This is a genomic window from Kitasatospora sp. NPDC091207 (genome assembly GCF_044768625.1).
Classification (GTDB): domain Bacteria; phylum Actinomycetota; class Actinomycetes; order Streptomycetales; family Streptomycetaceae; genus Kitasatospora.
Map to the genome: position 1 here is coordinate 180,287 of NZ_JBIVVS010000010.1, position 25,577 is coordinate 205,863.

A 25,577-nucleotide genomic window follows, 5' to 3' on the forward strand; every position below is an offset into this window, starting at 1 on the left:
GACCGTGCCCCGCGGCCCGGCCTCAGCTGCCCGCCAGCACCCCGCAGACCTGCCAGGCCGGGTGGGCGTGATTGCCCGGATCGATCGGCTGCGCACCGGCCGCCGGGGCACCGTCCGCCCCCGCCAGCAGCGGCTGCACGTACCCGGCCAGCGAACCGCCGCACGGCGCCGGCCCGGCCTGGAGCACCGAGTCCACCAGCCGCAGCTGGGCGGAGGCCAGGTCGATCCGGTCGAACTGGAAGGTCAGCTGCCGCCGGACGGTCTCCAGCGTCACCGGCGCGCCGCTCGGGGCCCCGGCCGGCTTCAGCGCGTAGACGAAGGTGTGGTCGGTGGTGATCTGCAGGGTGGTGCTGTCCGCCTCGTCGATCCGCATCGCTCCCGCCACCTTCACGCTGTCGGCGGCCAGCGCGACCTGCGCCGGGTCGAAGCGGACCACCCACCCGGTCAGCGCGTGGTGGCGGTCGTCGACGGGCTGCGCCACGCTGGCGTCGAACTGGGCCTGCTCACCGGGCGTCACGAAGGCCCGCACATCGGCGGTCGCCCCCTGGATCAGGGCTGTCGGCGCCAGCGAGGAGGCGACCAGGTAGCGCTGGACGGTGTCGAGCGCCTTGGTCACCTCGATCCTGCTGAAGTGCTCGGTGGCCGCCCCCGCGGGAGTCCCCAGACCGAGGGCACCGTCGCTGTACCCGGGCGGCAGCGCGGCGAACGGGGCGGCCGGGTCGGCGGCCGGCCGGACCGCCGAAGCCGGACTCAACGCCACCAGACTGACGGTCACTTGGGTGCCCTCGGGGCGGGACGTCGGCCGGTTCGGCGCGCTGATGCCGAAGTACACGGCGGCCGAGAAGGCCAGCAGGATCAACAGCAGTAGGGCGAGCGCCTGCCGCGGCACGGTGCCCAGCGGACCGAGCCGGATCCGCGGGCGGGTGGCCCGGCCGAACGAGTTCGCCAACCGTTCCCGGGCCGAGAGCTCCTGGATCCGGGCAGCCCGGACGAACGATTCGTCGAAGACGACGGACCGGTACTCGTCATCGCTTCCGGAACCACCGTCGGGCGCACCCTCCGGAGGCTCTCGCGGGTCACCCATGACACCAGGGTAAGCCGCGGCCGCGCCCCGCCACGAGGGTGTTCACACAGATTCCCGGGAGCGCTCCGTGACCGGAACGCCGTCGCGCGGAGGCCCCCGGGCGCACTCCGGCGCACGGCTCGCGAATCAGCGCCTCAACCCGCCGGCGCGGTGACCACGAGCGACGGATCGGCCGGCGAGGGGGCCGGATCGACCCCCGCGCTGCTGCTCCCGGACTCGGGCCGCCGGGGCGTGCCGCCACCGGCCCCGCCCACGCCCTGGTAGACGGCCGCGACCGCCACCGCGACCAGGCTCACGCCCATGATCACGGCGAGCACCCAGGCCACCGGCCGGTGCCAGCGCTGCTGGGCGACATAGCGCCCGCGCCGCGCCCGGACCGGGTCGTAGACGCTGTCCCGCCCCCACCGCCCGGCCCGGCGCCCGACCACCCGGCCGGGACCCGACCACGGATCGGGGTAGCGGCGGTCGTCGTCCAGTCCGCTCGGGTAGGGGCGCAGCTCCAGCGGCACCCCGTCACCCGCGGGGACGTCATAGGACCAGCCCGGTACCACCGCGTCCGGCTCGAACCGGGCCTCGGCCGCGGCGAGCTGCCGCTCCTTGGCTGTCGGCTCGTGCACGGCGGCGGACCGGACGAAGGCCTCATCGAAGACCACGGTGGCGAACTCGTCGTCCGCACCACCGTGGTCGGCGCCGTCGGGGTACGGCAAGCCCCCCACATCGTCAGCCACGGATTCAGCGTATTACCGGTCGGGCGATTTGTCTGTGGCTCCTCGCACTTGGTCGGTCACTCGTGTGACGCGGCCCGCCCGCCCGGAGCCCCCGGCCGGCTCAGCCGGCGTCGGCCGCCCCGCCCACGGTCTGCGCCGCCTCGCCCCGGACATGCCCGTCACCAGTGACGATGTACTTGGTGCTGGTCAGCTCCGGCAGGCCCATCGGGCCGCGGGCGTGCAGCTTCTGGGTCGAGATGCCGATCTCGGCGCCGAAACCGAACTCACCGCCGTCGGTGAACCGGGTCGACGCGTTGACGGCCACCGTCGTCGCGTCGACCAGCTGGGTGAAACGGCGGGCGGCGGCCTGCGAGGTGGTGACGATCGCCTCGGTGTGACCGGAGGACCAGCGGCGGATGTGCGCGACGGCGGCCTCCAGCGAGGGCACCACGGCCGCCGCCAGGTCGTACGAGAGGTACTCCGTCTCCCAGTCCGCCTCGGTGGCCGGCACCACGGTGGCCGCCGACCCCTCGGCGGCCTTGAGCACCGCGTCGTCGCCGTGCACCGTCACCCCGGCCTGCGCCAGGGCCGCCAGCGCGAGCGGCAGGAAGGCCTCCGCGACGTCCTGGTGGACGAGCAGGGTCTCGGCCGAGTTGCAGACGCTCACCCGCTGCGCCTTCGAGTTCAACAGGATGCCGACGGCCATCGCCAGGTCCGTCTCGGCGTCCACGTAGACGTGGCAGTTCCCCGTCCCGGTCTCGATCACCGGCACGGTCGAGCCCTCGACCACGGTCCGGATCAGCGAGGCCCCGCCGCGCGGGATCAGCACGTCCACCAGGCCCCGGGCGCGCATCAGCTCCTGGACCGACTCCCGGCTCTCGCCCGGGACGAGCTGGACCGCGTCGGCGGGCAGCCCCGCCGCGACGACGGCGTCGCGCACCACCGCGACTAGCGCGGTGTTGGACCGGTAGGCGGAGGCCGAGCCGCGCAGCAGCACCGCGTTGCCGGACTTCAGGCAGAGCGCGGCGGCGTCCACGGTGACGTTCGGACGGGCCTCGTAGATGATGCCGACGACGCCGAGCGGGACCCGCACCTGTCGCACGTCCAGGCCGTTGGGCAGGGTGTAGCCGCGCACCACCTCGCCGACCGGGTCGGGCAGGCCGGCCACGTCGCGGACGTCCGCGGCGATCGCGGCGATCCGCTCGTCGGTGAGGGTGAGACGGTCGACCACCGACTCGGCGGTGCCCGCCGCCCGGGCGCGCGCGACGTCCTCGGCGTTGGCGGCGGTGATCTCGGCGCTCCGGGCCACCAGGGCGTCCGCGATCGCCACCAGCGCGGCGTCCTTCGCCCGGCGCGGCAGCGGGGCGAGCGCGGCGGCGGCCTCCCGGGCTCGGCGCGCTACGGCGAGGACGGGGCTGTCGGCGGTGGCGAGGTCGCTGGTCATGCGCCAAGGGTAGCGACTGCGCGGGCGCCGACCGCCGGGCATTTCGCCCGGTGAGACACCGCCCGGGCGCCCCGGCGGCGCGCCGGGCCGAGCGGCCGGGCCGAGCGGCCGGGCGGACCGGGGCCCGGGGCCCGGGGCCCGGGGGTTCAGTACGGGTGCACCCCGCCCAGGTGCGGCGGCGGATCGCCGAAGCCCTCGGCGACCCGCTTGTGGTACGTCGCCCGGTCGACCACCTCCAGCCCCACGATCTCCCAGGGCGGCAGGCTCGCGGTGACCTTGTGCTCGCCCCAGAGCCGCAGCGCGATGGCCGCCGCGTCGTGCAGGTCCCGGGCCTGCTCCCAGTAGCGGATCTCCGCGTGGTCGGCCGCGTAGCGGGCCGTCAGGAAGAACGAGTGGTCGTGCGCGAGGCGTTCCAGCCCCGCCCGCAGCGCGGACAGCGGGGTGGTCGGCCCGGCCACGCTCAGCACCACGTGCCAGAGCCGGGCCTGCTCGGGCACCGTGGGCGGCTCGCCCTCGTCCCGCCGGTCCGGCCGGATCCTGCGTACCGCGCCGGGCTCCTGCGGCGGCGGACCGGCCGGCTCGGCAGGGGCGTCGGCCCCGCGCCCGCCGTCGATGCTGGTCAGCCGCCGGCCCGCCGTTCCTCCGGTCAGCGCTGCCTCGCGCCTGCGTTCCACCGGCGGCCTCCTGTTCGGCGATCTCGTGTCGTCGTACCCGCCGGCCTCGGCCCGACGCGGACGGCTGCGCCCCTCCTCGCCCGCGGCCGGGCGTGCACCCCGCGCGCGGTCGCCGCCGCTCCTCCAGGCCGGTCAGCCGCGCAGGACGACCAGGTCGTCGCGGTGGACGACCTCGCGCTCGTACGCGGCACCGAACTCCTGGGCCAGGTCTCGGGTGGACCGGCCGAGCAGCCGGGGCAACTCCCTCGCATCAAAGTTGACCAGTCCGCGCGCCACGATGTGGCCGTTTTCGCCAAGAAGGTCCACCGGATCACCCGCGGCGAACTCCCCGTCGACCTTGGTGACCCCGGCCGGCAGCAGCGAGGCGCCCCCGGAGACGACCGCCGCGACGGCGCCCTCGTCCAGGTGCAGGGCCCCGCGCGGGCTGCTGGCGTGGGCCAGCCAGAGCAGCCGGTCGGAGGAGCGGCTGCCGGTGCGCAGGAACAGCGTGCCGGTGGGCCGGCCGGCCAACGCGTCGGCCGCCCGGCTGGCGGCGGTGAGCACCACCGGGATGCCCGCGCCGGTGGCGATCCGGGCCGCCTCCACCTTGGTGACCATGCCGCCGGTACCGACGCCGGCCTTGCCCGCGCTGCCGATCGAGACGCCGTCCAGGTCGTGCGGCCCGGCCACCTGGGCGATCCGGCTGGTGCCGGGGCGGCTCGGGTCGCCGTCGTAGAGGCCGTCCACGTCGGAGAGCAGCACCAGCAGGTCGGCCCGGACCAGGTGGGCGACCAGCGCGGCCAGCCGGTCGTTGTCACCGAACTTGATTTCGGCGGTGGCGACGGTGTCGTTCTCGTTGACGACCGGCATCGCGCCCATCGCCAGCAGCTGGTCCAGCGTCCGGTAGGCGTTGCGGTAGTGGGCCCGCCGGCTGGCGTCCTCGGCGGTCAGCAACACCTGGCCGACCCGGATGCCGTAGCGGGCGAACGAGGCGGTGTAGCGGGCGACCAGCAGACCCTGGCCGACGCTCGCGGCGGCCTGCTGGCGGGCGAGGTCCTTGGGTCGCCGGTCCAGGCCCAGCGGGGCCAGGCCGGCCGCGATGGCACCGGAGGAGACCAGGACCACCTCCGGGGCGTCCGGGCCGCCGCGCACCTTGGCGAGCGCGTCCACCAGGGCGTCGACCCGGTCGGCGTCCAGGCCGCCGGCCGCCGTGGTGAGTGAGGAGGAGCCGACCTTGACGACGATCCGTCGCGCGGTCAGGACCTCCTCCCGCAGTGAGTCGTCGCTCATCTCGCTGTACGCCCTTCCGGTGTGGTGCGGGTACGGCGGGCCCGGGCCCGGCCGTCACCCCCGCAATCTACGCGATCGGCGCAGCTCGGCCGCCGGGCATTTCACCGGCTGGACCCGCCCCGGGTACGGGCCCGCCGTGGCGCGGCCGAGCGGCGCCTTCCCGGCCCGCGGGCCGGATCGGCGGCCGGGCAGCACATCTGACGACCCGTCATCCGCGCGGGCGGAGCGGACTCCCCCGGCCCGCCCGGCGCACCGGACCGCGCTCCCGCCACTCCGGCGGGAGGCGCCGGCCGCGGGAAGTCCCGTACCCGCCAGGCGAAGTGATGTCGCGCAAACGCCGCGGCCCCGCCTCCGGAACGGGAGGCGGGGCCGCGGCGGCGCACAGGTCGGGACCGGTCGGTCCTACTCCTCGTCGTCGCCCTCGACGGCCTCCGGGCGGCTGCCGGAGAGCGCCTCGAAGGCGAGGAACTCGGTCTCGGCGGCGTCCCGGCCCTTCTGCTTCTCACGACGGCGGTCGACCGCCGGCCGCGGGTTCTCGAAGCGGTGGTCCTCACCGCGGCGGCCGAGCATCTCGGCGCCGGCGGCCATGGTCGGCTCCCAGTCGAAGACGACGGCGTTCTCCTCCGGGCCGATGATGACGGTGTCGCCCTCCCGGGCGCCGACCTTCCAGAGCTTGTCCTCGATGCCGAGGCGGGCCAGCCGGTCGGCGAGGTAGCCGACGGCCTCGTCGTTGGAGAAGTCCGTCTGGCGGACCCAGCGCTCCGGCTTGGTGCCGCGGATGCGGTAGGCGCCGTCCTCCTCCTCGATGGTGAAGCCGGCGTCGTCCACGGCGGTGGGCCGCAGCACGATCCGGGTGGACTCCTCGAGCGGCTTGGCGGCCCGGGCCTCGGCGACGATCTGCGCCATCGCGAAGTTCAGCTCGCGCAGGCCCTTGCGGGAGGTTGCGGACACCTCGAAGACGCGGTAGCCGCGCTCCTCCAGCGACGCCCGGGTGAGGTCGGCGATGTCCTGGCCGTCCGGCACGTCGATCTTGTTGAGCGCCACCAGGCGCGGCCGGTCGTCCAGGCCGCCGTACTGGGCCAGCTCGGCCTCGATGGTCTCCAGGTCGGTCAGCGGGTCGCGGCCGGGCTCCAGGGTCGCGCAGTCCAGCACGTGGACCAGCACCGAGCAGCGCTCGACGTGGCGCAGGAACTCCAGGCCGAGGCCGCGGCCCTGGCTGGCGCCCGGGATCAGGCCGGGCACGTCGGCGACGGTGTAGACGGTGTCGCCGGCGGTCACCACGCCGAGGTTGGGGATCAGGGTGGTGAACGGGTAGTCCGCGATCTTCGGCTTGGCGGCGGAGATCACCGAGATCAGCGAGGACTTGCCGGCGCTCGGGTAGCCCACCAGGGCCACGTCGGCGACGGACTTGAGCTCCATGACGATGTCACGGGCCTCGCCCGGCTCGCCGAGCAGCGCGAAGCCGGGCGCCTTGCGGCGGGCCGAGGACAGCGCCGCGTTGCCCAGGCCGCCGCGGCCGCCGGCGGCGGCGACGAAGCTGGTGCCGTGGCCGACCAGGTCGGCGAGGACGTTGCCCTGCCGGTCCATCACGACGGTGCCGTCCGGCACCAGCAGCACGAGGTCGTGACCCTCGGCGCCGGTCCGGTTGCCGCCCGCGCCGGGCTTGCCGTTGGTCGCCTTGCGCTTGGGCGAGTGGTGGTACTCCAGCAGGGTGGTGATCTGCGCGTCCACGGTGAGGATGACGCTGCCGCCCTCACCGCCGTTGCCGCCGTCCGGCCCCCCCAGCGGCTTGAACTTCTCCCGGTGAACGGAGGCGCAGCCGTGGCCCCCGTTACCCGCGGCGACGTACAGCTCGACGCGGTCCACGAAGGTGGTCATGGGTGTGCCTCCAGTGCGAAGAAAGTGTTGACCTGCTGTAAAGCATGAAGGGTGGACCGGATCATTCCGGCCCACCCTTCATTGTGAGTCTTGTCGGACTCAGGCCTCGACGGCCACGATGTTGACGACCTTGCGGCCGCGACGCGTGCCGAACTCGACCGCACCGGCGGCGAGCGCGAACAGCGTGTCGTCGCCACCACGGCCGACGTTGGCGCCCGGGTGGAAGTGGGTGCCACGCTGGCGAACGATGATCTCGCCGGCGGAGACGACCTGGCCGCCGAAGCGCTTCACGCCGAGGCGCTGGGCGTTCGAGTCACGGCCGTTCCGGGTAGAGCTTGCGCCCTTCTTGTGTGCCATCTCGCTATCCCCTTACTTGCTGACGGAGTCGATGCTCGTGATCCGCACAGCAGTGTGCTGCTGACGGTGACCCTGGCGACGACGGTAGCCGGTCTTGTTCTTGTAGCGCAGGATGATGATCTTGTCGCCCTTGGTCTGGTCGACCACCTCGGCGTGAGCCTTCACGCCGGCCAGCACCCACGGGTCGGAGGTGACATCGTCACCGTCGACGACCAGGATGGTGGAGAGCTCCACCGAGTCACCCGGCTTGGCCTCGATACGGTCGATCTCCAGCACGTCGCCGATGGCGACCTTGTGCTGGCGGCCGCCTGCGCGAACGATCGCGTACATGCGGTACCCACTTTCCTAACTCGGTCGGAGCTCCAGATGCCAGCCACCTGGGTACGGACACAGGGGCCTCTCCCCGACTCCTCTGACGAGGCGCCCGGAAGGTGATGTGTTCGGGAGCGCGGCGTAGACACGCCGAGGGTCAAGAATACGGACCGGCCGCCTTCGGGGCAAACCGGGCCGTCCCGGTCCGGGGCGGGCTCGCGCCCGCCCCGGACCGGGGCGCTACTCGGCTGCCGAATCACCCTCGGCGGCCGCGGCCTTCTTGGCCGCCGCGCTCGTCCGCTTGGTGGCGGTCTTGCGGGCGGTGGTCTTCTTCGCGGCGGCCGCCGTGGTCTTCTTGGCCGCCGTCTTCTTCGCCGCGGTCTTGCGCGCGGCCCGCTTCTTCGGAGCCGGCGCCTCCTCGGCGGGCTCCTCCTCGGCGGCGGGCTCCTCGGCGACCGGCTCGGCCTCGGCGGCGGGCGCCTCGGCCGGGGTCTCGGCAGGAGCCTCGACGGGGGCTTCGGCGGCGGCCTCCGCCGTCACCTCGGCCGGGGCCTCCCCGGGCGTCTCGGCAGCCGCGAAGGCCGCCTCCAGCGCCGCGTCGGCCCGGGCCTGCAGCACCACGATCTCGGCCTCGGCGGGCGCCCCGGCCGGAGCCGTCGCCTTGCGCACCGCGCGGCGGCGGGTACGGCCCGCCGGCGCCGCCGTGGCGGCGGGGATCTCGACCAGGCTCGGCTGGGCCGGCTCCTCGGCCGCGGCCGGCTCGGCCACCGCCTCGGCGACCGGCTCGACGACGACCTCGGCCTCGGCGACCGGCACCTCGATCGCGAGCTGGCCCTCGACCTCCTCGTGCTCCAGTGCCTCACCGCCGGCCTCGACCGCGGTCTGCGCCTCGTCCTGGGCGGCACCGCCCTTGCCCCGGCGCCGGCGCTTGCCGCTGCCCGCAGCCGCCTCGCCCGCCGCGACGGCCTGGCCGCCACCGGTGTGGACGTGGGCGCTGGGCTGCTCCATGTGCACGATCACGCCGCGCCCGTTGCAGTGGACGCAGGGCTCGGAGAACGACTCCAGCAGGCCCTGGCCGACCCGCTTGCGGGTCATCTGGACCAGGCCCAGCGAGGTGACCTCGGCCACCTGGTGCTTGGTCCGGTCCCGGCCCAGGCACTCCAGCAGACGGCGCAGCACCAGGTCCCGGTTGGACTCCAGCACCATGTCGATGAAGTCGATCACGATGATGCCGCCGAGGTCGCGCAGCCGCAGCTGGCGCACGATCTCCTCGGCCGCCTCGATGTTGTTGCGGGTGACGGTCTCTTCGAGGTTGCCGCCCTGACCGACGAACTTGCCGGTGTTGACGTCGATGACGATCATCGCCTCGGTGCGGTCGATCACCAGCGAACCACCGCTGGGCAGCCAGACCTTGCGGTCCAGCGCCTTCATCAGCTGCTCGTCGATCCGGTAGGTGGCGAACACGTCCACCTCGGAGGTCCACCGCTGCAGGCGCTCGGCCAGGTCGGGGGCCACATTGGAGACGTAGTCGTGGATGGTGTTCCACGCCTCGGTACCGGAGACGATGACCTTGGTGAAGTCCTCGTTGAAGATGTCGCGGACGACCCGGACGGTCATGTCCGGCTCGCCGTAGAGCAGCGCGGGGGCGTTGCCGGTCGCGGCCTTCTTCTGGATCTCCTCCCACTGCTGCTGGAGGCGCTGGACGTCGCGGGTCAGCTCGTCCTCGGAGGCGCCCTCGGCGGCGGTGCGCACGATGACGCCCGCGTCGTCGGGGACGATCTTCTTGAGGATCTGCTTCAGACGGGCCCGCTCGTTCTCGGGCAGCTTGCGCGAGATCCCGGTCATCGAGCCCTCGGGCACGTACACCAGGTAGCGGCCGGGCAGCGAGATCTGGCTGGTCAGGCGGGCGCCCTTGTGGCCGATCGGGTCCTTGGAGACCTGCACCAGGACGGACTGGCCGGACTTCAGCACCGACTCGATCCGGCGCGGGCCGCCGTGGCCGCCCAGTGCGCCGAAGTTCACCTCACCGGCGTACAGCACCGCGTTGCGGCCCTTGCCGATGTCGACGAAGGCGGCCTCCATCGACGGCAGCACGTTCTGGACCTTGCCCAGGTAGACGTTGCCGACGTACGAGGTGGCCTGCTCCTTGTTGACGTAGTGCTCGACCAGCACGCCGTCCTCGAGGACGCCGATCTGGGTGCGCTGGCCGTTCTGGCGCACCACCATGACGCGCTCGACCGACTCGCGGCGGGCCAGGAACTCGGCCTCGGTGATGATCGGCACCCGGCGGCGGCCCAGCTCGCGGCCCTCGCGGCGGCGCTGCTTCTTGGCCTCCAGACGGGTGGAGCCCTTGATGGACTGCACCTCGTCCGGGTCGAAGGACGGCTCGGTGGAGCGGCGGCGCGGCTCGCGCACCTTCACCACCGTGCGGACACCGTCCTCGGTGGTCTCGGCGACCTCGGTCGCACCGGCCTCACCGCTGCGACGGCGGCGGCGACGGCGGCGGCGGGACGAGGCCAGGCCGGCCGACAGCTCGTCGTCGTCCTCGCCGTCCTCGTCCTCGGCCTCGGCGACCGGCTCCTGGACGGACTGCTCGGTCTCGGCCTGCTCGGCCTCGAAGTCCTCGGCCTCGCCACGACGGCGGCGGCGGCCACCCCGGCGGCGGCGGCGCGACGGACGGCCGTCCTCCCACTCGTCCTCGGCCTCGGGGCCGGCGGCGGGGGCCTCGGCGACGGCCGGAGGCTCGACGACGACGGGCGCCGCGACCGGGGCCGCGACCACGGGGGCGACGGGGGCGACGGGAGCGGCCGGAGCCGCGGGGGCACTGGCGGCGCCGCCCTTGCGGCGGCCCGGGGTCTGCACCCGCACCTGGGTGCGGGTACGGCGACGGCGGCCGACGCCGCTGTACTCGAACTCGTCCTCCTCCGCCGTCTTCGCGGCGGGGGCCTCGACCGGGGCCGGGGCCGGGGTCTCGACCGGAGCGGCCGGGGCGGCCGGGGCCGACGGGGCCGACGGGGCCGACGGCGCGGTGTAGGGAGCCGGCTCCTGGAAGACCGGGGCCTGGAAGATCGCGGTGGACGGGCGGACCGCGCGGCGGCGCACCCGGTGGGTCGGCTCGGCCTCGGCGACCGGCGCGGGGGCCGGGGCGGGCTCCGGCTCGGCGGCGGGCGCGACGGCCTCGGCCTCCTCGACCGGCTCCTCCTCGGCGGCGGGCTCCTCGGCCGGGGTCTCCTCGACGACCGGCGCGGCCTCGACCACGCGGCGCCGACGGGGGCGGCGGGCCGGTGCGGCGGGGGCCTCCTCCACCGGCGCGGCCTCGGCGGCGGGCGCCTCGGCCGGGATCTCGGCAGCGGTCTCGACGGGCGCCTCGGCGGCGGCGGGCGCGCTCACCGGCGCCTCGGCACGCTTGCGGGCACGGCGGGCCCGGACGGGCTTCTCGGCGACCGGCTCGGCGACCGGCTCCGCGGCCGGCGCCTCCGCGGCGGGAGCCTCGACGGCCTCCGGCGCGGTCACCACGATCGGGGTGGCCTCCGGCGCCCCGGCGGGCGCCTCGGCACGCTTGCGGGTACGGCGGGCCCGGACGGGCTTCTCGGCGACCGGCTCGACGGCCGGCGCCTCCGCGGCGGGCGCCTCGACGGCAGCCGCCTCGGCCGGAACCACCGTCTCGGCGGTGTCGGTGGCCGCACCCTGCGGGGTGCCCGCGGGGCGGGACACCGCACGGCGGCGGCGGCGCGGCGGCGCGGCGGACGCGCCCTCGCCGGTGGTTCCGTCGCCGGTGGCGACGGTGTTCTCGTTCGGTTCCGCTGCCGCGCTCTGCTGCGGATCGGTGTTATCGAGCATGCGGGTGGATCTCCCGTCAGGCCCCCGGGCTCCGTATCCGGGCACGGCAGGGCACCGGTGGCCGGCCGGCATCACGAGGATGCTCGGGCCGGACCCTTTCCTGGTGCCGCCGTGCGGACGCGAGGCCGCACAGGGGCTCGTAGTCTCGCTCGGCGCCCCGCCCTCGGCGGGGTGTCGAAAGTCTTCTGGTCTGACCAGTCTTCTGAGGTTTTCCCAAGCTGCGCCGTCCCCCAACCCCGGGTGGCTCCCGGACGGGGTCCTCGGGCCCACCGACCATCCGGGTCGGCGGGCCGCAAGAGGCCGGCCTGTGCTTCGACGACGCTCGCTCCCCTGGGGAGCCGCGGGGGCCTGGAGGACCAGTGGGTCCAGTGAGGCACTGGACCGGGCCTCCGCCCGCTAGGCGGACGCGGTTGCGCGCGGCTCGCCGGCGGCCACAGGGCCGGCCGGGGCCGCGGCGCGGTCGAGCGCCAGCGGGTCGGTCACCGTGCCGGTCCCCTCGTCGAGCGGCCCCTGCGCCAGCCTGGTCACCTCTGCGGGGACCGGCGGCGCCAGGTCAGCCGTCGCACGGAGACCGGACAATACGTCGTCGGGTCGTACGGCGGGTGTGGCGTGTCGTACTACCAGCCGCAGTATCGCACAGGGACGGCCGGTCCGAACATCGCGGGCCCGTTCGTCGTCCGTGTCCGCACCGCTGTCGACCTGCGGCGAGAGGATTTCCAGCGCCGCCACCGCGCCGCGCGCGTCGAAGACACGCACGCCGTTCTTGGTGAGGCGTTCGACCTCGACCCGCTCCTCGGCGAGGAATGCGGCGGCCGCGGCGGCCGCCTCCTGCGGCGTGACACCGTCCAGCCGGACCTGCCATTCGGAGGCTTCCAGACGCTCCACGAAGTTCGGCGTCCGGACCTCGACCGCGTCGATGACGTCGAGGCCGTTCGGCAACGACTCGTCCAGCTGCGCGCGCAGCTCCTCCGGGTCGCGGAAGGCCGCGAGGCCGATCTCCAGGTACTCCGCCTCGCTCGCCACTCCGGTGGGGGCGGCGTTGGCGTAGGAAACCTTCGGGTGCGGCGTGAACCCGGCCGAATAGGCCATCGGCACGGCCGACCGGCGCAGGGCGCGCTCGAAGGCGCGCTGGAAGTCGCGGTGGCTGGTGAAGCGGAGCCGGCCGCGCTTGGTGTAGCGGAGACGAATCCGCTGCACCGTCGGCGCGGGCGGCGGACCGTCGGGCGTACGGCGTGCCAGGGTCGCTCAGTCCTTAGTCAGATGTCCCCGTCCGGCGTGGCACGAACGCGCCACACTCCGGACTCTGTCACTCAAAGGGTACGCGCCCGCGCACCCCCTTCGCTCCGTCCCTGGTCAGCACGGATGCGCGAAACCCCGGCCGGAGCGTCCGGCCGGGGTCCCGGGATGACGTGCTATGTCCTACTTGACGACCGTCAGCGGCAGCAGTTTCTTGCCGGTGGGGCCGATCTGGATGGACGTGTCCATCTGAGGACAGACCCCACAATCGAAGCACGGGGTCCAGCGGCAGTCGTCGACCTCGACCTCCTCCAGGGCGTCCTGCCAGTCCTCCCAGAGCCAGTCCTTGTCGAGGCCGCTGTCCAGGTGGTCCCAGGGCAGCACCTCCTCGTAGGTGCGCTCACGGGTGGTGTACCAGTCGACGTCGACGCCGGTACCGGCCAGGCCCTTCTCGGCCGAGGCCATCCAGCGGTCGTAGGAGAAGTGCTCGCGCCAGCCGTCGAAACGGCCGCCGTCGTCGTAGACCGCCCGGATGACGGCGCCGATCCGGCGGTCGCCGCGGGAGAGCAGCCCCTCGACGATGCCCGGCTTGCCGTCGTGGTAGCGGTAACCGATGTTCTTGCCGTACTTGCGGTCGCCGCGGATGGAGTCGCGCAGCTTGGCCAGGCGGGCGTCGGTGGCCTCGGCGGACAGCTGCGGGGCCCACTGGAACGGGGTGTGCGGCTTGGGCACGAACCCGCCGATGGAGACGGTGCAGCGGATGTCGTTCTGGCCGGTGACCTCCCGGCCCTTCTGGATGACGTTCTTCGCCATCTGGCCGATCTGGAGCACGTCCTCGTCGGTCTCGGTGGGCAGACCGCACATGAAGTACAGCTTCACCTGGCGCCAGCCGTTGCCGTACGCGGTGGAGACGGTACGGATCAGGTCCTCCTCCGACACCATCTTGTTGATCACCTTGCGCATCCGCTCACTGCCGCCCTCGGGGGCGAAGGTGAGCCCCGAGCGGCGGCCGTTGCGGCTGAGCTCGTTGGCGAGGTCGATGTTGAAGGCGTCGACCCGGGTGGACGGCAGCGACAGGCCGATCTTGTCCTCGGCGTAGCGGTCCGCCAGGCCCTTGGCGACGTCGGCGATCTCGGTGTGGTCGGCGGAGGAGAGCGACAGCAGGCCGACCTCCTCGAAGCCGGTGGCCTTCAGCCCGCGCTCCACCATCTCGCCGATGCCGGTGATGCTTCGCTCCCGCACGGGGCGCGTGATCATGCCGGCCTGGCAGAAACGGCAGCCGCGGGTGCAGCCGCGGAAGATCTCGACGGACATCCGCTCGTGCACGGTCTCGGCGAGCGGGACCAGCGGCTGCTTGGGGTAGGGCCACTCGTCGAGGTCCATGACGGTGTGCTTGGAGACCCGCCACGGCACGCCCGGCGCGTTCGGCACCACGCGGGCGATCCGGCCGTCGGCCAGGTACTCCACGTCGTAGAACCGGGGCACGTAGACGCCGCCGGTGCGCGCCAGGCGCAGCAGCACCTCCTCGCGCCCGCCCGGGCGGCCCTCGGCCTTCCAGGCGCGGACGATCTCCGTGATGTCCAGCACGGCCTGCTCGCCGTCGCCGACCACGGCGCAGTCGATGAAGTCCGCGATCGGCTCGGGGTTGAACGCGGCGTGGCCGCCGGCCAGCACGATCGGGTCGTCCTCGGTCCGGTCGCGGGCCTCCAGCGGGATGCCGGCCAGGTCGAGCGCGGCCAGCATGTTGGTGTAGCCGAGTTCGGTGGAGAACGAGAGTCCGAACACGTCGAAGGCCTTGACCGGCCGGTGCGCGTCCACGGTGAACTGCGGGACGCCGTGCTCGCGCATCAGCGCCTCGAGGTCCGGCCAGACGCTGTAGGTGCGCTCGGCCAGCACGCCCTCGCGCTCGTTGAGCACCTCGTAGAGGATCATGACGCCCTGGTTCGGCAGGCCGACCTCGTAGGCGTCGGGGTACATCAGCGCCCAGCGCACGTCGCAGGCGTCCCAGTCCTTGACGGTCGAGTTGAGCTCGCCGCCGACGTACTGGATCGGCTTCTGGACGTGCGGGAGGAGGGCCTCCAGGCGTGGGAAGACCGATTCGACAGTCATGTACTAGGAACCCTTACGACGTTGAGAGGTGTCGCTCGCACCGGACCCGGTCGGGTGGTGGGCGACGGCTGGGAGGGGTGACCCTCAAGGGTAGCCGAATCCGGGGACGGTCCGGCCGGCCGCGGGCCCCGGGCGGCCACGCGGAACCCCGCAGACCGGTTGTTGACAGCCCCGGACGGCCCATGCGCTACTGGCAGGGCTCCGCCGGGAGGCCCTGCACGCCATCGGGACAAGGAAGTTGACCATGCACGACGGCACCGACACCGGCCTCCCGGTATGACCGACACCGGCCGGCGGGTGCCGCACTGCCACCCGGTACCCGAGCAGGCGGACCGCTACCCCACGGTGGCCCGCGCCGAAGCGGCGGCCCGGCGGCTCGCCCGGCGCCATCCGGAGCGCTGCCGGCTGCGGGAGGTGGGCCGCTCCCGCGCCGGGCACCCGCTGCTGCTGCTCTCGGTCGACGCGGGCCCGGACGCCGTCCTGGTGGTCGGCGGCCCGCACCCCAACGAACCGGTCGGCGTCGCCAGCGCCCTGCGGCTGGCCGAACGGCTGCTGGACCACCCGCCCCGGCCGGGCGTCTCCTGGCACATCCTGCCCTGTCTGGACCCGGACGGCGCCGCGCTCAACGCGGGCTGGCTGGACGGTCCGCTCACCATGCGCCGGCACTACGAGCACTTCTACCGGCCCTCCTTCGAGGAGCAGCCCGAGCTGCTGCCGCCCGCCGGAGCCGACCGCGCGCCGATGCCGGAGAGCCTGGCGCTGACCGGCGTGATCGACGAGCTGCGGCCGTTCCTCCAGTGCTCCCTGCACGGGGTGGACTTCGGCGGCGCGTTCGTGCAGCTCACCGGTCCCGTCCCGGGGCTGTCCGAGCGCTTCGGCCGGTCGGTGGCCCGCGGCGGCATCCCGCTGGACGTCGACTCCTACGACGCGGTGGGCTGGGCCAGCCCGGCGCCGGGGACGTATCTGATGCCGGCGCCGGGCGGCGCCGGTGTCTCGCGGGCGCTCCCGGACGAGCCCGAGCTGTCCACCTGGTCGTACGCCGGCCGCTACGGCGGGGTGACGGCGGTCCTGGAGGTGCCGATGTGGGCGGTCGACTCGGTCGGCGACGCCCGCCCGCACCCGGCCGTCCGGCAGGCGGTCGGCACCGCCGCCCGGGTGCTGCGGGACCGCGCCGAGGAGCTGTCCGGTCTGCTCGTCCATGTGCCGCCGCACTCGCGCCGGGCGTACGGCCCGTTGGTGCGCGCCGCCGAGTTCACGCTGGCGGTCTGCTCGCCGGTCGCCGACGAGTGGCTGGACCAGTGGTGCGCGCAGCCGCTCACCGTCTCGCGGGTGACCACCGCCGGGCTCGCGGCCGCGCGGATCCCGCTGCGGGTGGCGTCGGTGCTGCTGCGTCTGCTGGCGGACACCCGCGGTCCGGCGGCGGACGCGGCCCGCGAGCGGGCGCAGGGGATCGTCGCCGAGAGCCTGGACCAGCTGCGGCACCGCTTCGGTGCCCGTTGGGTGCCGGTGGAGGTGCAGACCGCCCATCACACCCGGGCGGTGCTCGCGGCGGCCGCGTGCCTGCCGGGCCGGGGCCGGTAGCGGGGCGCCGTCCGTCTTCCGGGCCGGGTGGAACGCCGGCGGGGGGGGGGCCCGGCCGGGGGCCCCCCCCCCCCCCCCCCCCCCCCCCCCCCCCCCCCCCGCGTCCGCTCAGCCGGCGGCCGGGTGGCCGCAGCGGAACAGCGGGTCGCGGGTGTCGAAGGCGACGTCCTCGCGGGCCGCGTCGACGGCGGCGTCCGAGCGCGGCAGGTCGAACGGCAGGACCCCGGTCATCGGGGCGCGGCCGAGCACGGCGTCCAGGACGAGGTCGTCGTGGGCGCCGAACTCGCCGACCAGCAGGGCGGCGTGGGGCACGAGCGGGGTGAGCACGGCGGGCCGGTCGAGGTGCACCACGAAGGCGGTGGGGACGACGGCGGCGACGGCGCGCAGCCGCGCCACCTCCTCGGGCCGGTACTCCAGCGAGCCGCTGTGGAAGAACCGCTCCAGGAACCCGTCGCGCGCCTCGTAGGGCGCGGCGATGCGCAGCACGGCGAGATCGGCGTCCTCGGGCCGGTCGACGACGGTGCCGTAGCGGGCGGCGACGGCCGGGTCGACGCCCTCGACGTAGAGCCGGGTGCCGGGCCGCGGCGCTCCGGCGATGTGCACCAGCGAACGTGCCTGGACCCGGCGGCCGAGCTCGCGTCCGGCCGGGGCGCCGACCAGTCCGGCGGCGGCGTCCGGGTCGACGTAGGGGTCGTCGAACAGGCCGAGGCGGAACTTGTCGCGCAGGATCCGGCGGGCGGACTCGTCGATCCGGGCCTCGCTCACCGCGCCGGAGCGGACGGCGGCCAGGACCAGTTCGGGATCGGTCTCGCCGCCGAGCTGGTCGGCGCCGGCGTCCAGGGTGAGCACCACCTGCTCGGCGACCGACAGCTCCTCGACGCCCCAGTGCCGCGCCGGGAGGCTGACCAGGCCGGGGACGTCCATGCCGGTGATGGCGTTGAAGTCGGTGCAGACGACGCCGTCGAAGCCGTACTTCCCGCGCAGCAGCCCGGTGATGACGTCACGGTTGAAGTTGGCGCCGACCTCGGCCAGCCCGGTGCCGGAGGGGATCGCGTAGGCGGGCATGATCTGCGCGGTGCCGGCCTCGAACGCGGCCTCGAAGGGGCGCAGGTGCTGCTCGAAGGCGCCGCCGGGGTAGACCAGCCGGCGTCCGGCCGCGAAGTGCGAGTCCTCGCCCTTGAACTGCGGGCCGCCGCCGGGGAAGTGCTTGGTCATGCAGGCGACGCTGTCGGGGCCGGTCCGCTCGCCCTGGAGGCCGGCGATGTAGGCGGCGATCATGCGGGAGGCGCGGTCGGCGTCCTCGCCGAAGGTGCCGTTGATCCGGGGCCAGCGCGGCTCGGTGGCGAGGTCGGCCATCGGGTGGATGGCGAGCCGGATGCCGACGGCGCGCAGTTCGCGGCCGATCAGTGCGGCGTACTCCCGGACCAGGGCCGGGTCGTCGGTGGCGGCGAGGCCGATCGGCTCGGGGCCGAGGCTGAAGCCGCCGCCGCTGGCGGCGGTGAGCGGGTTGGCGGAGGTGCCGTGCCGGGGGTCGGAGGCGAGGGTCACCGGGATGCCGAGGCGTTCGGCGGCGGCGAGGTCCTGGACGTGGTTGTTCCAGAGCGCCATCGAGCGGGCGTCCGGAACGGCCATCATGGCGAAGGCGGTGAGGCCGTGTTCGGTGATGAGGTGGGCGCCGGTCGGGAAGGGGCCGGCCTGGGCGTCCGGGCCGCCGGGGAGCATCCGGCCGTGCAGCATCAGCGCGGCCTTCTCGGCGAGGGTCATCCGGCCGAGCAGGTCCTCGACCCGCTCCTCGACGGGCAGCCGCCGGTCCTCGTAGGGCTCCATGGTGCCGTTGTGGTTGAGGTCGCGGAACGGCGTGCCGTCGGTGTGGCGCAGCAGCGTCAGCATGCGACGGCCTCCGGGGCGGCCTTGGCGCGGAAGGCGGCCAGCGTGGCGTCGGTGACGCCGCAGGCGGCGAGGAAGGCGGCCGAGCCGCCGTGCCGGGTGTGGACCAGGTCGAGGAAGGCGGCCATCGCCTCGGCCGGGGCCGCCAGCAGCGGGGCCGGGACGGCGTCGCGGGCGGCGGTGTCGTTGAGCGTGACCCGGTGGCGCACGGCGAGGCCGGCCCAGATCTGCGGCAGCGCCTCGGTGGTGCGGTGGTAGTCGGCGACGATGTCCTCGACGGGCACGCCGAGGACGTCCAGCAGCAGGGCGGTGAGCAGGCCGGTGCGGTCCTTGCCGGCGGCGCAGTGCAGCAGGACGCCGCCGGGGCGGGCGGCGGCCTCCACGGCGGCGGCGACGGCCCCGGGCGCGGCCTCGGCCATCAGCAGGTAGAAGGCGCCGAGGTCGGCGGCGGTCGTCATCTCGCGCATGGCCGCGGTGAGCGCGTCGGTGGTGGGGTTGATCCGGGCGGCGACGACGGTCACCCCGTCGGCCTCGACGGCCGCCCAGTCGGCCGGGTCGCACTCGGCGGCGCCGCGCAGGTCCACGATGGTGCGGATCTCGGCGGTGCGGAGCTGTTCGACGGTGGCCTCGTCGGCGGCGGGGAAGGGCTGGGCGGAGCGGAAGAGCTGCCCGGCGCGGATCAGCCGGCCGTCCGGGTCGGTGAGCCGGGCGGGGTCGCGGAAGTTGACGAGGGACATACGGGGGCCTTTCGGAGGTACGGAACAGCGGGGAACAGCGGGGGGATCGGGGCGCGGCGGGGCGGGGCCGGTCACCGTGCGGGCAGGGGGGACCGGCCGCGCACCCGGCGGGGCGCGGTGGGTGGGGCGGTGGGCGGACCGGCGTGGCGGCCGGTCAGCGGGTGGGGCGCAGGACGTCCTGGTAGGCGGCGGCCCAGGCGGCCATCCCACCGGTGTCGGAGCCGCTCAGGAGGTGGTGCCGGATCATGCCGGCCAGCACCGCGCCGAACGCGGCCGGCCGCAGGTCGGTGTCCGGATCGACGCCGAGGCGCTCGGCGGCGGACCCGGCGGCCCGCTGGCCGAGGGTGTCGACCAGGACGAGGGCGTAGTCGCGGACCGACCTGATCTCCAGGACCTCGCGGCGCAGCGCCCGCCGCCGGGTGGTGTGCTCGGCCGGTTCCTCCATCCGCCCGTCGGTCGCGGCGACGGCGTGCTCGAACGCCTCCCAGAGGCCGAGGCCGGCGGGGGCGGCCGCGAAGGCGCCGAGGACGGTCTGGCCGAAGTCCCAGCCGAACAGCAGGGCTTCCTTGGTGGCGTAGTAGCGGAAGAACGTGCGGTGGGCGACGTCGGCGCGGCGGCAGATCTGGTCGACCGTGGTGCGCTCGAAGCCCTGTTCCTCGAAGAGGTCCAGTGCGGCGGTGCGGATGGTTTCGCGGGTGCGGGCCTTCTTGCGGTCCCGCATGCCCAGCTCTGCTCCGGTGTCCGTCTCCTGCGCCCGCATCGGTGTCCCGCTCCTCGTCGTCCGCCCGTCGCCGGGTGTCGCTCTGACGGTGCTTCGCGCACCGCCGCCACCCGTACCGAATCACGACCGACGCGGCCCGCTCAAGGCGCGTGCCAACTCTTCGGCAGCTGGCCACACGAAGTTAACACAACTGCCTTTTGGCAGTACTGCCAGATCGGAAATGGTGTCGTCGGCGGCAGTCCCCGGTGCTGGCGCCCCACCCCCCGTGAACCGAGAAACCCGAGGAACCATGAAGCGGCACAAGCACGTTGTGGCATCGGCGGCCTGCGCACTGGCCATCACCCTCACCGCCGGCGCCTGCGCGGCCTCCGACGACGCGGTGTCCGGCGAGGGCTCCGCGAAGGCCGCGGCGAACGACGGCGCGGCGGTCGACGGCGGCACCCTGAAGATCGGCCTGGACCGTCCGTTCGCCAAGCTCGACCCGGCCGACGGCGTCCTCACCTCGATGCCGATGATGATCCTGGCCAACGCGCTGTTCGACCCGCTGATGGTGAACGGCGACAACGGCGCCGTCCAGCCCTACCTCGCGAAGTCCTTCACCCCGAACGCCGACGCCACCGGCTGGACCCTCGACCTGCGCGAGGGCGTCACCTTCAGCGACGGCAAGCCGCTCGACGGGCAGGCGGTGGTCGACCACGTCACCCGCCTCGCCAAGCCGGAGAGCAAGTGCTCCTGCGCCGCCGACGCCGCCGCCATCGGTGCCATGGCGGTCAACTCCCCGACCTCCGTCACCTTCACCCTCAAGGCGCCCAACGCCGCCTTCCCCAGCCTCTTCACCCGCTCGCTCGGCTACGTCTCCGAGCCGCCCGCCGGCGACGCCCCGGCCGTCGGCTCCGGCCCGTACACCGTGGAGAGCGTGCAGCCCGGAGTCTCCGTCACCCTCACCCGCAACCCGGCCTACTGGGGCACCAAGGGCCACGCCGACAAGCTGGTCTACCGGGTGCTGCCGGACTCCGACAGCCGCTACCAGTCGCTGCGCTCCGGCGACGCCGACCTGATCTGGACCGAGACCCCCGCCCAGTACAAGCAGGCCGCCGGCGACGGACTGCGCGCCGCCACCGGGCCCGGCTCCACCTCCACCGCCGTGATCAACACCAAGGCCGCGCCCTTCGACGACCCGCGGGTCCGCCGGGCCCTCCAGTACGCGATCGACCGCGAGGCCGTCGAGAAGGTGGTGCACCTGGGCCGGGGCAAGGTCTCGGACGGCCCGATCGGCTCCACCTCCCCCTACCGGGGCACCGCGGCCCCGGAATACCCGGCCCGCGACGTGGCCAAGGCGCGGGAACTGCTCGCCGAGGCCGGCCACCCGGACCTCTCCTTCGAGTACCTGGTCGACAACCGGCCCGAGGGCCAGCAGCGCGCCACCGTCCTCCAGCAGATGCTGGCCGAGGCGGGTGTGAAGGTGACCGTCAAGCCGATGGACTCGGCGAGCCTCGGCACCGCGATGTTCCAGCGCAAGTTCCAGGTGATGGACTTCGTCACCAGCATGTTCGGCGACACCGACACCGCGCTGGCCGCCCTCTACCTGCCCGACTCCCCGTTCAACTTCAGCGGCTGGAACAGCCCCGAGGCGGCCCGCGCGATCGCCGCCGGGCGGGCCTCGCTCGACCAGGCCCAGCGGGCCCGCTCCTACCAGGAGGCCGCGCGGTCCGTCGTCGCCGACGCCCCGATGCTCTTCCTCACCGAGAACCCGGTCGGCTTCCTCGCCACCCCCCGGGTCGCCGGTCTGCCCGACGTGTCCAGGCGGACCGTCGTCAACGTCTCGCCCGCGCCGCTGTGGGTGAAGAAGTGACGGCCTCCGCCGTGCGGCCCGCGCGGACCGGCGCCGTGCGCCACTCGGTCACCCGGCTGTCCGCCGTCGCCGGGCCACTGGGCCGGGCGGGCGCCGTCCTCCTCCTGGTCACCCTCGGCGCGCTCCGGCTGCCGCAGCTGATGCCCGGCTCCCCGGCCGTCGCCGCGCTCGGCCCCACCGCCACCCCCGAGCAGGTCGCCGCCTTCGAGGCCGGCCTCGGACTCCACGACGACGTGCTCACCGCCGCCCGGCACTGGCTCGGCGCCGCCCTGCACGGCGACCTCGGCCACTCGCTCACCAGCGGCGCCGCCGTCACCGCCGAACTCGCCGACCGGATCCCCGTCACCCTCGAACTCTTCCTCGCCGGGCAGCTGGTGGCGCTGTGCATAGCCGTGCCCGTCGCACTGCTCTCCGCCTGGAAGCCGGGCGGCCCGCTGGACCGGGTCGCCACCGCCGGCGCGTTCGTCTGGCTCGCCGTGCCCGGCTTCGTGCTCGGCCTGCTGCTCATCTGGATCGCCGCCGTCCAGCTGAGGATCCTGCCCGCCACCGGGTGGACCCCGTTCACCGATGACCCGGTCGAGAACCTGCGCCACCTCGTCCTGCCCGCGCTCACCCTCGGCCTCACCGAGGCCGCCGTCTTCACCCGGACCCTGCGCGGCCAGCTGCTGGACACCCTGGACCAGACCTACATCGCCGCCGCCCGCAGCCGGGGCATGGGCACCGGCCGGCTCCTGCTGCGCCGCGCGCTGCGCCCCTCCTCGCTGCCGCTGGTCACCCTGATCGGCATCGGCATCGGCACCTCGCTCGGCGGCTCGGTCCTCGTCGAGACGCTCTTCGCCGTCCCGGGCGTCGGCAGCTTCGCCGCCGGGGCCATCAGCAGCCGCGACTTCCCCGTCATCCAGGCCGTCGTCGTCATCAGCGCCACCGCCGTCGTCGCGGCCACGTTCGTGGTCGACCTGCTCTACCGCACGCTCGACCCGAGGATCGCCCATGACCACCGCTGAGACCGTCCAGCCGGCCGCGGCCGCGGCGGAGCCCGCCGAGCCCGCCGCCGCCCCCGGCCGGGCCCGGCGGCTGCCCCCGCCCGGGGTGCTCGCCGCCACCGCCTGGCTGGCCGTCGTCGCGCTCTGCGCCCTGCTGCTGCCGCTGCTGCCCGGCTTCGACCCGCTGCACGGCGACTTCGCCCACCCCTCCGCCCCACCCGGCCCCGGCCACTGGCTCGGCACCGACGCCTCCGGCCGCGACCTCCTCCAACGCACCGTCGCCGGCGCCCGCGCCTCCTTCGCGGTGGCCGCGCTGACCGTCTGTGTCGGCCTGCTCGGCGGGGGCGCGCTCGGCCTGGCCGCCGGCTGGTTCCGCGGCCCGGTCGACAAGGTCATCGGCTTCGCCACCGACCTGCTGATGTCCGTCCCGACCCTGATCCTGGTCATGATCGTCGTCTCGCTGCGCGGCCCCGGCCTGCCCGTGATCGGCGGCCTGATCGGCCTGTTCACCGTCCCCTCGTTCACCCGTGTGGTCCGGGCGGTCGTGCTGTCGCTCAGCGAGCGCGGCTTCGTCCAGGCCGCCCGGATGATCGGCACCGCCCCGCTGCGGATCCTGCGCCGCGAGGTCGTCCCGCACGTCGCGCCGATCGCGCTGACCTTCGCCTTCACCGCGACCACGGTGGCCATCGTCGCCGAGGGCTCGCTCAGCTTCCTCGGGTTCGGGCTGCGGCCGCCGGAGCCGTCCTGGGGCGGCATCATCGCCGAGGGCCGCACCACGCTCGGCAGCGCGCCGTGGATCTCGCTCGCCCCGGCGGCGGTGCTCTGCCTGACCGTCCTCGCCCTCAACTACCTGGGCGAGCGGCTCCGTTCGAAGGGAAGCCCCGCATGACCACCCCCGTCCTGGACGTCCGCTCGCTCGACACCACGATCCACACCCCCGACGGCCGGGCGCTGCACATCCTGCACGACGTCAGCCTCACCGTCGACGTGGGTGAATGCCTCGGGGTGGTCGGCGAATCCGGCTCCGGCAAGTCCGTCCTCGCCCGGACCGTCCTCGGTGTGCACGCCCGCACCACCCGGGTCGAGTCCACCGGCACGGTGCTGCTGAACGGCGAGGACCTGCTCACCGCCACCGCCGCCCGCCGCGGCGAACTGCTCGGCACCGGCGTCGCCATGGTCCACCAGGACCCGATGACCTCGCTCAACCCGGTGGTCCGGATCGCCGACCAGGTCACCGAGTCGCTCACCAACCGGCGCCGGCTCGGCCGCCGGGCCCGCCGCGAGCTGGCCGCGGAGTTGCTCGCCGCCGTCGACGTCCCCGACCCCGCGCGGCGCGCCCGCGCCTACCCGCACGAACTCTCCGGCGGCCTGCGCCAGCGCGTCGGCATCGCCGCCGCCCTCGCCGGACAGCCCGCCCTGCTGCTCGCCGACGAACCCACCACCGCCCTCGACGTCACCGTCCAGCGCACCGTCCTCGACCTGCTCGACCGCCACCGCGAGACCCGCGGCCTCGCCACCCTCCTGATCACCCACGACATCGGCCTGCTCTACGGGCGGGCCCGGCGGACCGCCGTCATGTACGGGGGCCGGATCGTCGAGACCGGCCCCACCGAGGAGGTCACCGAACGGCCCGCCCACCCGTACACCGCCGCGCTGCTGCGCTCGGTGCCGCGCGTCACCGGACCGCTGCGCCGCACCCTGCCGGCCGTCCCCGGCTCACCGCCGGACCTCTCCCGGCCGGCCGGGGGCTGCTCGTTCGCCCCGCGCTGCGAGCTCGCCCGGCCGCTCTGCACCACGGCCGCGCCGCCCGTCCAGCAGGTCGGACCCGGGCAGACGGCCGCCTGTCACTTCCCCCTCACCACGATGGAGAACGCCGCATGAGCGCCCTCCCGACCACCCCCGTCCTGCGGGCCGAGGGCCTCTCGGTGGTCCACCGCACCCGGTCCGGGCCGCTGCACGCCGTCAGCGATGTCGCCCTGGAGCTGCGCGAACGCCGCACCCTCGCCCTGGTCGGCGAGTCCGGCTCCGGCAAGAGCAGCATCGCCAAGGCGCTGCTGCGGCTGCCCCCGCCCACCGCCGGCACCGTCACCCTGGACGGCACCGACCTCGCCGCGCTCTCCCCGCGCGCGCTGCGGGCCCTGCGCCCCCGGATGCAGATGGTCTTCCAGGACCCGCTCTCCTCCCTCAACCCCCGCCGGACGGTCCGCGACCTCGTCGCCGAACCGCTCGACGCCCACCCCGACCCGGCGCGCGACCGGGCGGCCGTCGTCGAACGGCAACTGGCCGCGGTGGGCCTGCCGCCCGGGCTGTTCGCCGACCGCCGCCCGGCCCAGCTCTCCGGCGGGCAGGCCCAACGCGTCGCCATCGCCCGCGCGCTCGCGGCCGGACCGCGCGTGCTCATCGCCGACGAGGCCGTCTCCGCCCTCGACGTCTCCGCCCAGGCCACCGTCCTCAACCTGCTGCGCCGGCTGACCGAGGAACGCGGTCTGGCGAGCCTGTTCATCTCGCACGACCTGGGCGTGGTGCGCGCGGTCAGTGACGACGTGGCCGTGCTCCAGCTCGGCCGGGTCTGCGAACAGGGCCCCACCGAGGAGGTGCTGGCCGCCCCCGCCCACCCCTACACCGCCGCCCTGCTCGCCGCCGTGCCCGAACCCGGCCGCCCGCTCGGCGACACCGGCCTGCTGCCGGCCGACCCGCCCTCCCCGCTCGCCCCGCCCTCCGGTTGCCGCTTCCGCACCCGCTGCCCGCTGGCCGACGCGCGCTGCGCGGACGAGACGCCCGCCCTGCGCGAGGTCGCCCCCGGCCGGACGGTGGCCTGCCACCGGCCGCTGCTCTCCTGAGGGGGCGACCGGCCGCACGGCCCGCCGCCCCCGGGCGCGCGGGTCCCCGGGATCAGGGCCCGTGCG

At 74.7% G+C, this 25,577-nt stretch carries 20 protein-coding genes; 6 read left to right on the forward strand and 14 right to left on the reverse strand.

Annotated features, from left to right (window positions below; all coding sequences use genetic code 11):
- Positions 1-22: 22 nt before the first annotated feature.
- The 11 genes from ACIQTO_RS19110 to ACIQTO_RS19160 form a co-directional block, all read right to left on the reverse strand.
- On the reverse strand, positions 23-1,084 hold the full coding sequence (locus ACIQTO_RS19110) for a hypothetical protein (RefSeq protein WP_402389040.1): 1,062 nt from the start codon (positions 1,082-1,084) through the stop codon (positions 23-25).
- 134 nt (positions 1,085-1,218) lie between these two features.
- A complete protein-coding gene (locus tag ACIQTO_RS19115; RefSeq protein ID WP_402389043.1) occupies positions 1,219-1,812 on the reverse strand; it encodes a hypothetical protein in 594 nt (197 codons plus the stop codon).
- Positions 1,813-1,912: 100 nt separating this feature from the next.
- Positions 1,913-3,235, reverse strand: a complete 1,323-nt coding sequence (locus tag ACIQTO_RS19120; RefSeq protein ID WP_402389045.1) for a glutamate-5-semialdehyde dehydrogenase — start codon at positions 3,233-3,235, stop codon at positions 1,913-1,915.
- Between the two features lie 146 nt (positions 3,236-3,381).
- Positions 3,382-3,909, reverse strand: a complete 528-nt coding sequence (locus tag ACIQTO_RS19125) for a hypothetical protein (RefSeq protein ID WP_402389048.1) — start codon at positions 3,907-3,909, stop codon at positions 3,382-3,384.
- A 132-nt stretch (positions 3,910-4,041) separates the two neighbouring features.
- Positions 4,042-5,178, reverse strand: a complete 1,137-nt coding sequence (proB, locus tag ACIQTO_RS19130; RefSeq protein ID WP_402389050.1) for a glutamate 5-kinase — start codon at positions 5,176-5,178, stop codon at positions 4,042-4,044.
- 402 nt (positions 5,179-5,580) lie between these two features.
- Positions 5,581-7,056 carry a GTPase ObgE gene (gene obgE, locus ACIQTO_RS19135; RefSeq protein ID WP_402389053.1) on the reverse strand — a complete coding sequence of 492 codons (1,476 nt, stop codon included), beginning with the start codon at positions 7,054-7,056 and terminating at the stop codon, positions 5,581-5,583.
- A gap of 99 nt (positions 7,057-7,155) precedes the next feature.
- Complete coding sequence (gene rpmA, locus ACIQTO_RS19140; protein ID WP_380576262.1) at positions 7,156-7,413, reverse strand: 50S ribosomal protein L27; 258 nt, start codon at positions 7,411-7,413, stop codon at positions 7,156-7,158.
- A gap of 12 nt (positions 7,414-7,425) precedes the next feature.
- Positions 7,426-7,743, reverse strand: a complete 318-nt coding sequence (gene rplU / locus ACIQTO_RS19145; protein WP_402389056.1) for a 50S ribosomal protein L21 — start codon at positions 7,741-7,743, stop codon at positions 7,426-7,428.
- 222 nt (positions 7,744-7,965) lie between these two features.
- The gene (locus ACIQTO_RS19150; RefSeq protein ID WP_402389059.1) at positions 7,966-11,565 is read right to left on the reverse strand and encodes a ribonuclease E/G; all 3,600 of its coding nucleotides are present in this window, start codon (positions 11,563-11,565) and stop codon (positions 7,966-7,968) included.
- 396 nt (positions 11,566-11,961) lie between these two features.
- A complete protein-coding gene (locus ACIQTO_RS19155; RefSeq protein WP_402389061.1) occupies positions 11,962-12,762 on the reverse strand; it encodes a TIGR03936 family radical SAM-associated protein in 801 nt (266 codons plus the stop codon).
- Between the two features lie 222 nt (positions 12,763-12,984).
- Positions 12,985-14,910 (reverse strand): TIGR03960 family B12-binding radical SAM protein, encoded by a 1,926-nt coding sequence (locus ACIQTO_RS19160; RefSeq protein ID WP_402389064.1) that lies wholly within the window; start codon positions 14,908-14,910, stop codon positions 12,985-12,987.
- Between the two features lie 276 nt (positions 14,911-15,186).
- Between ACIQTO_RS19160 and ACIQTO_RS19165 the strand changes: the two genes are divergently transcribed.
- On the forward strand, positions 15,187-16,491 hold the full coding sequence (locus ACIQTO_RS19165; RefSeq protein WP_402389067.1) for a M14 family zinc carboxypeptidase: 1,305 nt from the start codon (positions 15,187-15,189) through the stop codon (positions 16,489-16,491).
- Between the two features lie 108 nt (positions 16,492-16,599).
- Here ACIQTO_RS19165 and ACIQTO_RS19170 read toward each other — a convergent pair whose 3' ends face one another.
- The 3 genes from ACIQTO_RS19170 to ACIQTO_RS19180 form a co-directional block, all read right to left on the reverse strand.
- Positions 16,600-18,381 carry a glycoside hydrolase family 3 protein gene (locus ACIQTO_RS19170; protein WP_402389070.1) on the reverse strand — a complete coding sequence of 594 codons (1,782 nt, stop codon included), beginning with the start codon at positions 18,379-18,381 and terminating at the stop codon, positions 16,600-16,602.
- Positions 18,375-19,115, reverse strand: a complete 741-nt coding sequence (locus ACIQTO_RS19175) for a tyrosine-protein phosphatase (protein ID WP_402389072.1) — start codon at positions 19,113-19,115, stop codon at positions 18,375-18,377. The genes ACIQTO_RS19170 and ACIQTO_RS19175 overlap by 7 nt, the downstream gene beginning before the upstream one ends.
- A 154-nt stretch (positions 19,116-19,269) precedes the next feature.
- Complete coding sequence (locus ACIQTO_RS19180; protein WP_402389075.1) at positions 19,270-19,875, reverse strand: TetR family transcriptional regulator; 606 nt, start codon at positions 19,873-19,875, stop codon at positions 19,270-19,272.
- A 250-nt stretch (positions 19,876-20,125) separates the two neighbouring features.
- Between ACIQTO_RS19180 and ACIQTO_RS19185 the strand changes: the two genes are divergently transcribed.
- From ACIQTO_RS19185 to ACIQTO_RS19205, 5 genes are read left to right on the forward strand one after another with little or no spacing between them, the layout of a single operon-like run.
- On the forward strand, positions 20,126-21,688 hold the full coding sequence (locus tag ACIQTO_RS19185) for an ABC transporter substrate-binding protein (RefSeq protein WP_402389077.1): 1,563 nt from the start codon (positions 20,126-20,128) through the stop codon (positions 21,686-21,688).
- Positions 21,685-22,692, forward strand: a complete 1,008-nt coding sequence (locus tag ACIQTO_RS19190; RefSeq protein ID WP_402389080.1) for an ABC transporter permease — start codon at positions 21,685-21,687, stop codon at positions 22,690-22,692. The genes ACIQTO_RS19185 and ACIQTO_RS19190 overlap by 4 nt, the downstream gene beginning before the upstream one ends.
- Positions 22,679-23,560, forward strand: a complete 882-nt coding sequence (locus tag ACIQTO_RS19195; RefSeq protein ID WP_402389083.1) for an ABC transporter permease — start codon at positions 22,679-22,681, stop codon at positions 23,558-23,560. Before ACIQTO_RS19190 ends, ACIQTO_RS19195 begins: the two co-directional genes overlap by 14 nt.
- The gene (locus tag ACIQTO_RS19200; protein WP_402389086.1) at positions 23,557-24,552 is read left to right on the forward strand and encodes an ABC transporter ATP-binding protein; all 996 of its coding nucleotides are present in this window, start codon (positions 23,557-23,559) and stop codon (positions 24,550-24,552) included. Before ACIQTO_RS19195 ends, ACIQTO_RS19200 begins: the two co-directional genes overlap by 4 nt.
- The gene (locus ACIQTO_RS19205; protein WP_402389088.1) at positions 24,549-25,511 is read left to right on the forward strand and encodes an oligopeptide/dipeptide ABC transporter ATP-binding protein; all 963 of its coding nucleotides are present in this window, start codon (positions 24,549-24,551) and stop codon (positions 25,509-25,511) included. Before ACIQTO_RS19200 ends, ACIQTO_RS19205 begins: the two co-directional genes overlap by 4 nt.
- Positions 25,512-25,577 lie beyond the last annotated feature (66 nt).

Excerpts from the sequence above, each read along its gene's own strand:
- ACIQTO_RS19180 (WP_402389075.1), bottom strand. The coding sequence starts at position 19,875 with ATGCGGGCGCAGGAGACGGACACCGGAGCAGAGCTGGGCATGCGGGAC.
- ACIQTO_RS19165 (WP_402389067.1), top strand. The coding sequence starts at position 15,187 with ATGACCGACACCGGCCGGCGGGTGCCGCACTGCCACCCGGTACCCGAG.
- ACIQTO_RS19205 (WP_402389088.1), top strand. The coding sequence starts at position 24,549 with ATGAGCGCCCTCCCGACCACCCCCGTCCTGCGGGCCGAGGGCCTCTCG.
- ACIQTO_RS19120 (WP_402389045.1), bottom strand. The coding sequence starts at position 3,235 with ATGACCAGCGACCTCGCCACCGCCGACAGCCCCGTCCTCGCCGTAGCG.
- ACIQTO_RS19200 (WP_402389086.1), top strand. The coding sequence starts at position 23,557 with ATGACCACCCCCGTCCTGGACGTCCGCTCGCTCGACACCACGATCCAC.
- ACIQTO_RS19185 (WP_402389077.1), top strand. The coding sequence starts at position 20,126 with ATGAAGCGGCACAAGCACGTTGTGGCATCGGCGGCCTGCGCACTGGCC.
- ACIQTO_RS19160 (WP_402389064.1), bottom strand. The coding sequence starts at position 14,910 with ATGACTGTCGAATCGGTCTTCCCACGCCTGGAGGCCCTCCTCCCGCAC.
- obgE (WP_402389053.1), bottom strand. The coding sequence starts at position 7,056 with ATGACCACCTTCGTGGACCGCGTCGAGCTGTACGTCGCCGCGGGTAAC.
- rpmA (WP_380576262.1), bottom strand. The coding sequence starts at position 7,413 with ATGGCACACAAGAAGGGCGCAAGCTCTACCCGGAACGGCCGTGACTCG.
- ACIQTO_RS19175 (WP_402389072.1), bottom strand. The coding sequence starts at position 19,115 with ATGTCCCTCGTCAACTTCCGCGACCCCGCCCGGCTCACCGACCCGGAC.
- rplU (WP_402389056.1), bottom strand. The coding sequence starts at position 7,743 with ATGTACGCGATCGTTCGCGCAGGCGGCCGCCAGCACAAGGTCGCCATC.
- ACIQTO_RS19195 (WP_402389083.1), top strand. The coding sequence starts at position 22,679 with ATGACCACCGCTGAGACCGTCCAGCCGGCCGCGGCCGCGGCGGAGCCC.
- ACIQTO_RS19170 (WP_402389070.1), bottom strand. The coding sequence starts at position 18,381 with ATGCTGACGCTGCTGCGCCACACCGACGGCACGCCGTTCCGCGACCTC.
- proB (WP_402389050.1), bottom strand. The coding sequence starts at position 5,178 with ATGAGCGACGACTCACTGCGGGAGGAGGTCCTGACCGCGCGACGGATC.
- ACIQTO_RS19110 (WP_402389040.1), bottom strand. The coding sequence starts at position 1,084 with ATGGGTGACCCGCGAGAGCCTCCGGAGGGTGCGCCCGACGGTGGTTCC.
- ACIQTO_RS19150 (WP_402389059.1), bottom strand. The coding sequence starts at position 11,565 with ATGCTCGATAACACCGATCCGCAGCAGAGCGCGGCAGCGGAACCGAAC.